This is a genomic window from Microcoleus sp. Z1_A1 (assembly GCF_036700305.1).
Taxonomy (GTDB): Bacteria; Cyanobacteriota; Cyanobacteriia; order Cyanobacteriales; family Microcoleaceae; genus Microcoleus.
In genome coordinates, this window is sequence record NZ_JAUBOR010000013.1 from 33,040 (window position 1) to 34,140 (window position 1,101).

The window sequence follows — 1,101 nt, forward strand, 5'->3', positions numbered from 1 at the left end:
GATGCGATCGTACCTGTAAATACAAAGTCCGCCGTTCCCAGATTGCTAGCAGCAGTACCCAGATTCGCAATCAAGGTCGAACCACCGGCTACGGTACCGTTCGAGTCAAAATACAACTCTGTTTCGTTCGACGCATTAGTAAAGGCGAAGAAACCAGCAGTTGTAGAATTGCCCAGGGCTTTAGCTTGTGCATCTTGCAAAGAGGCATAACTGCCACCTGTGAAAATCACTAACTCTTTGCCAGTAATGTCAGGAGTTGAACCGCTAACACCGTCAAAGTTAGTCGTAGTCAAATTGCCGAAAGCGCTCGCGCTAAACTCGAATTTGTCCACCCCAACAGTAAAGTCAGCAATTTTATCGCCGCCTTCTTTCGTTGTCCTGTAAACAAACAGATCCGCACCACTGCCGCCGCTTATGACATCCAAACCAAGGCCGCCGGTGATGGTATCGTTGCCGTCGCCGCCAAGGATGGTATCGTTAAAATTGCTGCCGACAATGTTGTCATCGCCTGCTAAACCATCGAAATTAACGGCAGCCGGATAAGTGCCGAAATTCACATTGTCAGCACCAGCAGTACCGACAGGAACATTTAGTGACGTGCCGCTGAAGACAAAGTTACTGACTTGCAGGCGAATGCTTGCCGAGAAACTCGTGAGAACTTCAAAGCGCGCCCCAACAGCAAATACCAGTACAGCACGACCGGTCTCGGCATCTATAAACTGACAGAAAGTAGGCGCTTCTCGGTTGCCACCCAAAGCTATAAACCGCGCTTGCAAAGACGCGATGCTGTTAACAGTGGTATCCAGGCTGAAATCGAGCAAGTTAGCGCTGCCGATCGACCCCACAGTAGAAGTAGCAGTAATCTCCAGTCGGGTCAAGCTAGAAACGGTGAGATTACCAAAAGCTGCCGTAGAAAGCTCTAAAACATCGTCATCGACACTAAAGTCAGTAATAAAGTCAGCTTCTACAACTGTTTGAATCTCTTGGCGAGAAGTGCGGTAAATAAAGCGATCCTTTCCACTACCCCCAATTAGAGTATTGGTTCCTAGACCACCTTCGATCTCGTCATCATCATCGCCGCCTTGAACTTTGTCGTTGCCC

General features: G+C 48.8%; 1 protein-coding gene. It reads right to left on the reverse strand.

Features of this window, described 5'->3' with window-relative positions:
- On the reverse strand, nt 1-1,101 hold a 1,101-nt coding region (locus tag QT973_RS10975; protein WP_445305691.1), incomplete at both ends, for a calcium-binding protein.